This window comes from Alteromonas sp. AMM-1 (genome assembly GCF_047290655.1).
Classification (GTDB): domain Bacteria; phylum Pseudomonadota; class Gammaproteobacteria; order Enterobacterales; family Alteromonadaceae; genus Alteromonas; species Alteromonas mangrovi.
Window position 1 is genome coordinate 1 of the sequence record NZ_JBLBUE010000210.1, and the last position, 5,417, is coordinate 5,417.

The following is a 5,417-nucleotide window of genomic DNA, read 5'->3' on the forward strand; positions in this document are numbered from 1 at the left end:
ATGAGGGTGACAGAAAATAGATCCCCAAACTGGTACCCAGCCCACACCATAAAAACAACTTAATGAACAGTAATGGCTTGTAGTGTTCGCCATGCAATGCCCATAAAAAAAACAGGCCCGCGCCGTTCAACAACAGATGATAGCCGTTGGTATGTACCAGATTACCCGACAATAAACGCCAGGTTTCCAGACTTTCCAGTGCATAGCGGTCGTAGGCCAGCAGCTCTGTGGTAGATGAACCCATGAAAAACAACAGGATCACAGTAACAAGCAATATTGCCGGACCAAGGCTAAACTGTGGTTTAAGTGGTAGCGCAACTATCATTGGAATCAATTTTTGAATCGGTAAGTGGGGCGCTATGATAACGAAAAACGAATCTGGTACCAATTAATCTGCGGTAAGTGTGTTAACCCTCGCACGCTATAGCTAATCCGATGCACAACATCAGATCGCCGCTAAGCACAATATAAAATGGAGTCCTCAATGTCAGACATTCAAATTACACGTAATAACGCTGTTACGGAAATCGTGATCAACCGACCTGAAAAGAAAAATGCGTTAACCCGCGATATGTATCAGGCAATGGGCGATGCCCTGGTTGAAGCCCACAACAGCGACACCTGCAAAGTGGTGCTAATTCGGGCCAATGGCGACATTTTTTGTGCTGGTAATGAGATCTCTGGATTTGCCAATCACGGCAATGATCCGCATCTGGCAGAAACCGTTGGTTTCATGAAAGCGTTAACCAACTGCAAAAAGCCGGTAATCGCCGAAGTTTCGGGATTAGCGGTTGGCATTGGCACAACCATGCTGTTACATTGTGATCTGGTATATTGTGCAACGGGCACTCGATTTGTATTGCCTTTCATTAACTTAGGATTAGTACCCGAGTATGCATCCAGCTATATCATTCCTCGCATGGCAGGACGCCGTCGCGCCAGTGAATGGTTAATGCTGGGCGAACCCTTTAGTGCACAGGATGCCAGCGATTTTGGCTTAGTAACAAAAATTGTAGGTCCCGATGCCTTGCGGGACACCGTTAGCGACGTTGCCAACAAACTAGCGGCCAAACCAAAATTTGCATTATTACAAACCAAAGCATTATTAAATAACGAGGCAGAAGACATCCAGCAGCACATGGACTACGAACTGGATATTTTCATTGAAGCAATGGGCACTGACGCTGCGCAGGAAGCGTTTGATGCATTTCTGCATAAGCGACCAATTAACCCGGAAAAATTCAAATAGAGGAAGATTCATTTTGAGTCGTAGTCGCACAGGTAGTTTTATTCTGGCAGGGTGTTTGGCCCTGTCTGCCAGTTTTCCATCTTTTTCTCAGCAGGCTCCGCGCGAAGCGGGCGAACCTGAAGCCGCTACGGGATACATCGAAAAGCAAGCGCTCGCCAGTAAAGAGTACATGGTTGTGGCTGCTAACCCTTATGCGTCCTGGGCAGGCAAAAACATCATAGAAAATGGCGGCAATGCCATAGACGCGGCCGTTGCCATTCAGGCCATGCTCACCTTAGTTGAACCGCAGTCTTCAGGTGTGGGTGGCGGTGCATTCATGCTGTATTGGGACAACAAAACCAAAACATTGCATACGTTCGATGGACGTGAAATGGCGCCGGCCGGTGTCAATGCCTATTGGTTTATGGAACACGGTCAGCCCATGAAATGGATTGATGCGGTAGTTGGCGGAAAATCTGTAGGTGTACCTGGCGTAATGAAAGCGCTGGAAACCGCCCATCAGCAATACGGCAAGCTTGAGTGGAAAGCACTTTTTACTGATGCCATTACTACGTCAGAAGAAGGCTTTAAGGTATCCAAGCGTCTTGAACAACTGGTTTCCATGGCTGAGCAATACCACAAAGGCATGAAATCTTTCCCGTCCACTGCCACTTATTTTTACCCCGCAGGATTACCGCTGAAAGCCGGTACCGTGAAGAAAAATCCACAGTTGGGTAAAACGCTGCGTAACATCGCCGAGCAGGGTACAGATTACATGTACAAAGGCGAACTAGCGGCCAAGATTGCCAAAGCAGTGCAAACGGCCAATATTAACCCCGGCGTACTGAATGAAGAGGATTTGGCCAATTACAAAGTGATTGAACGCCAGGCGGTATGTGGTGAATACCGCACCAAGCAGGTATGTGGAATGGCACCGCCTAGTTCAGGCGGCATCAATGTGTTCCAAATCCTTAAACTACTGGAGCGCTTTAACTTAACCGACTACGCCATAGACAGCCCTGAATTTGCTAACCTGTACACTCAGGCCAGTGCGTTAGCGTTTGCAGATCGCGAGAAGTTTATTGCAGACAGTGATTTTACTAACCTGCCATACGCAGCCTTAATTAATGAAGGTTACCTGGAACGTCGTGGTGAGTTTATTGCACCAGACAAACCATGGCGATTTGCCCGCGCAGGGGAACCATTTAGTACTCAGGTAATTGCAGGCAGTACGTTGGAGCAACCCAATACCAGTCATTTTGTGATTGTAGATAAAGCCGGTAATGCCGTTTCTATGACCACCAGTGTTGAGTTTATGTTTGGATCTGGCCTGATGGTAGAAGGCTTTTTGTTGAACAATCAGTTAACTGACTTCTCGTTTTCACCGTCTGAAAACCGCTTCCCGGTGCCAAATAGGGTTGAACCCCATAAGCGCCCGAGAAGCGCGATGAGCCCCACCATGGTTTTCGACAAAGACGGCAATCTTGAATTGCTGGTAGGCTCACCGGGCGGCAGTCGCATTGTTAGCTACGTGGCACAAACCCTCATTGGTGTAATCGATTATGGATTGGACATTCAACAGGCCATTAACCTGCCGAAAATCACCAATCGCAACGATTATACTGCGCTGGAAAAGGGCACGCCCATTGAAGCATTACAAGCGCCATTAGAAGCCTTGGGTCACAACGTAAAAATTGTTGATCTGAACAGTGGCCTGCATGGGATCCAGGTTGTGCCAAACGGTTACCTCGGTGGAGCCGATCCAAGACGGGAAGGCGTAGCCGTAGGCAGGTAAATAAACCGTTGAGTGATCTTGTATGTTAGTAAAAGCCATCTTCGGGTGGCTTTTTGCTGTGTGCATGAATATTAGCCGTATTGAAGTAAAGCAACAAATCGCTCTATGATGAACCTATTCTGTAACCACTCAGATTTTAGCTTTTGTTCTCACCAAGGCTAGGATTTTCAGGTGCATCGCTTACTGGGCAAGGTATGGCCAATTCGCTTTTTGATCATTTTGTTGTCATCAATCCGCAAAAAAGTGCGGTTACCGAACCGTGTGACGCCGGTCTATATAACAGACTGGAGCGGAATTTTAATGGTTTTACAGGTCACGAACTGGTTTCTGCTTATATCTTTACAGAGAACTGGCAATCGTGGGAGCGTCACCCCAATGGCGATGAAATTATTGTGCTGCTTAGCGGAGAAATAGATATTGTGTTACGTCAACACGATGCCGAACAACAAGTAACACTGAATAAACCGGGTACATTTACCATCATTCCGCGCAATACCTGGCATACGGCAAGCGTAAACACCCGTTGCGAAGTTTTGTTTATTACGCCAGGCGAAGGAACCGAACACTCCGAATTGTCGAGACCTTAGTTTGCTCCAGTGTTGACGTGGAGTAGAACCTGAAACCACGTATCAGCTAACGGTGAGTTCAAGTTATAGATGCAGGCATAATGCTCCTGATTTTGTTATTTAAAAGTCAGGGCCTAAAAGGGAAGTTAAATGACATGCTGAGGCTATTGGGAATAGCAGTTTTCTCTTTCACACTATTCTTCCCGAGCTATTGGGTTTTGCATTATTTTTTTGGGCCAGATTTAGGCGCGCCTATAGCCTTCGGTTTTTCCTTGGTGTTATATCCCTATTTCATTGCTAAGGTGTGGCACTATTATCCACCAATCGATGTGGTGGCCATTGATAAAGATGATGTTTTCAATCAGCAATGTATTGCTCGTGCACGCAGCGAATTGCATCGACTGGAGTCGGGTCTTAGTGAGGGCAAAAAAGATGCTTTTGTAAAGTTTGCTATTAAGTCAAATGACGGTTCAGATCACGTATGGGGTATCGCTCATAGCATGGTAGATGCTTCAGTTATTGTGACGTTGGTAAGTGAACCTGTTTACACACCTAATCCCATTGAACATCTGGATATTCGGGAGAAAATTCCTGTTTCTGACATCCAGGATTGGATGCTTATTGATAAACAGGGTAATTGTGAAGGAGGGTATACACATCTTGCCATGGTGAATGCCTATAAAAAACAGCATGGAAAAGTGCCCAAAAAATATCTTAAACATCTCCGGAACTTCGTTGACCTTCAGGAATCGGAAAGTAGGTAACAAGTGGAATTTACCCAAACCATAGCTGTAGGCGTTTGAGCGATGGAACGTATTTGGTTTTTAAAGTTCTGATAAGTGGATACAGTTTAAACAAGGAATGTAGTTATGAAACAAGTCATTTTACTCTCTGTGTTACTCTCTGTACCTGTTTTGGCTCACCAGTTGCCACTGTCTTCAGGTATAGAAACCACTTCCAATCATTCCATTAACTTTGCAAAAGGCGAGTTAATGCAAAATATCCCTAATATCATTCGCTCAATCCCAGGCATGGAGCAAATTGATGTGGCAAACGTTCCGCTGCTCAATATCAATGGAAAAAGTGCAAGTGCGTTAAGTAACGAAACGATTAACACTATCTCTTCTGCGTCGATATATCGATTTGACTACATGCAACCCAGCCCGGATTACCCAAATGGCGTATTGTTAATTTACGTAGAAGGGATATAGCAAATCCTAAATTCAGACCCTAATTCAGATAATAAGTGCACCACTTTTGATTAAATGATGAGGAAAGAGTAACTGCCTGCTGGTGGTGCTCTGTTATCGCATCGAACACGGACTTAAAAACGATATGATCTTTACAAAACGATTTATTAGCTTTGCTCTTTTATTTTTTTCATTTTCATCTGCGGCGAACAGTAAGTTTTTCCTTGAATCCGGCGTTGGTGTCGAGTACGGCGGTATTGGTGTGCAAGCTCATTTACCAACTCCTGCCATAATCTGGATCTTTATCTCGCTACGGGCTTATTTTACGCGTCAAATAAAAATAGTGAAAAATTCGGACTGGGAGTCGGCGGTAATTATTTTTTTGAGAAACATCATGCATTGTCTTCCTATATTGGAACTCTGCATATTGATTCTAATTTAAATGATTATTTTGAAGTGGAACATGATGTCAAACGCGGCGTGTCTATTGGTTACAAATATTATTTTAATGGCGCAAAAAAAAGCGGATTCACCGCTGGGATTAGCTATAACATCTATAACGGTGGAAGTTATCCTTTTATAAGTCTGGCCTATCGGTTTTATTAACTAAGTAGCCATTTTCTGCCCGACGTCCAGGC

The 5,417-nt window shown here is 44.8% G+C and carries 5 protein-coding genes and 1 pseudogene; 5 read left to right on the forward strand and 1 reads right to left on the reverse strand.

The window, feature by feature from the left end; translation table 11 throughout:
• A pseudogene (locus ACLR2L_RS18610) lies at positions 1-325 on the reverse strand (rhombosortase); the annotation flags it as partial.
• Positions 326-484: 159 nt separating this feature from the next.
• On the opposite strand from ACLR2L_RS18610, the gene ACLR2L_RS18615 reads away from it, so the two are divergent.
• The 5 genes from ACLR2L_RS18615 (at position 485) to ACLR2L_RS18635 (ending at position 4,800) form a co-directional block, all read left to right on the forward strand.
• Positions 485-1,249, forward strand: coding sequence for an enoyl-CoA hydratase (locus ACLR2L_RS18615; RefSeq protein WP_413370327.1), 765 nt, complete (start codon positions 485-487; stop codon positions 1,247-1,249).
• Entirely contained in the window at positions 1,203-3,023 is a 1,821-nt protein-coding gene (gene ggt / locus ACLR2L_RS18620) for a gamma-glutamyltransferase (RefSeq protein WP_413370329.1), read from the forward strand. The genes ACLR2L_RS18615 and ggt overlap by 47 nt, the downstream gene beginning before the upstream one ends.
• A gap of 194 nt (positions 3,024-3,217) precedes the next feature.
• Positions 3,218-3,610 carry a cupin domain-containing protein gene (locus tag ACLR2L_RS18625; RefSeq protein ID WP_413370331.1) on the forward strand — a complete coding sequence of 131 codons (393 nt, stop codon included), beginning with the start codon at positions 3,218-3,220 and terminating at the stop codon, positions 3,608-3,610.
• Positions 3,611-3,690: 80 nt separating this feature from the next.
• On the forward strand, positions 3,691-4,353 hold the full coding sequence (locus tag ACLR2L_RS18630; RefSeq protein WP_413370333.1) for a DUF2314 domain-containing protein: 663 nt from the start codon (positions 3,691-3,693) through the stop codon (positions 4,351-4,353).
• A gap of 105 nt (positions 4,354-4,458) precedes the next feature.
• Positions 4,459-4,800 (forward strand): hypothetical protein, encoded by a 342-nt coding sequence (locus ACLR2L_RS18635; RefSeq protein ID WP_413370334.1) that lies wholly within the window; start codon positions 4,459-4,461, stop codon positions 4,798-4,800.
• The last annotated feature ends 617 nt before the right edge of the window (positions 4,801-5,417 follow it).

Excerpts from the sequence above, each read along its gene's own strand:
- ACLR2L_RS18615 (WP_413370327.1), top strand. The coding sequence starts at position 485 with ATGTCAGACATTCAAATTACACGTAATAACGCTGTTACGGAAATCGTG.
- ggt (WP_413370329.1), top strand. The coding sequence starts at position 1,203 with ATGCATTTCTGCATAAGCGACCAATTAACCCGGAAAAATTCAAATAGA.
- ACLR2L_RS18625 (WP_413370331.1), top strand. The coding sequence starts at position 3,218 with ATGGCCAATTCGCTTTTTGATCATTTTGTTGTCATCAATCCGCAAAAA.
- ACLR2L_RS18630 (WP_413370333.1), top strand. The coding sequence starts at position 3,691 with ATGCTCCTGATTTTGTTATTTAAAAGTCAGGGCCTAAAAGGGAAGTTA.
- ACLR2L_RS18635 (WP_413370334.1), top strand. The coding sequence starts at position 4,459 with ATGAAACAAGTCATTTTACTCTCTGTGTTACTCTCTGTACCTGTTTTG.